Raw genomic sequence first — 833 nt, forward strand, 5'->3', positions numbered from 1 at the left:
TACGCACTTCTTCCGTAAGGTACATAGGCCCTCCCTGTTCAGGGGTAGCGCCGCGTTCGACGCAGCGCACAAACGTCCACCATCGGCGGCCGGCGGACAGCACGGCGGCCGGCGAATCGGCGGCGGATTAGCCAAGCAATCGCCGTTCCCGGCTCAGCGCACGCCAGCCGGAACGCACAATTGGCGCGCGATCGGCCCGATCACCGCGTCGACTTGCTGCGCGATCAGCGTGTGCAGCGTGAAATCCAGATCCTCCGGGGCGATGTCGAAATGCACGTGGATCACGTTGCGCACGGCGCGCGCGCTGACGACATACACACCGAGCGGGGAATGCAGCAGCGCGGCAAGCCGGGCGTGCGCCGCCGCGGCGGAGTCGGCCGTCAGTGTGACAGGCAATTGCAGGCGCGGGCGCGGCGCCGGGAACGGCGTGACGTTGCCGGGTGCGCCGGCACGCAACCGCCGGCCGGCGACATCGAACGCGGGAAAGGGACGAATAAAGGTCATGGCGCGGACGCAAGCCGTCTCGGCTGTTCGACACGTCCCCAGCTTAGAAGAGGCGGTATAAACGCCGTGCAAAAAAACGGGGCGGCCGTGCAAAAAACGGCATGCCGGTCGGGCCCCGGCTCGTATGGACAATGTAATACGGCCGCTCGGCCGTCGCCAGCGCCCCCGTCAACCATGACAGGTCGACAGCCGGCGATCCGTCGATACACTGTGAGCCATCCCGACGGCCGCGATCGCCCTCACCGATGCCGGCCGCCGCTTCGCTTGCGCACGGCTTCCCGCTTTCCGTCCGCCCCGCGCATCTTCCGCACGCTTTCCAAGGAATTGCA

General features: G+C 67.2%; 1 protein-coding gene. It reads right to left on the bottom strand.

The genetic code is table 11. From position 1 onward, the window contains the following. Positions 1-153 precede the first annotated feature (153 nt). Entirely contained in the window at positions 154-504 is a 351-nt protein-coding gene (locus JMF90_RS38895; RefSeq protein ID WP_011548417.1) for a hypothetical protein, read from the bottom strand. Positions 505-833 lie beyond the last annotated feature (329 nt).

The sequence above is a fragment of the Burkholderia sp. E168m23 genome, from assembly GCF_016586125.1.
Lineage (GTDB): Bacteria > Pseudomonadota > Gammaproteobacteria > Burkholderiales > Burkholderiaceae > Burkholderia > Burkholderia orbicola.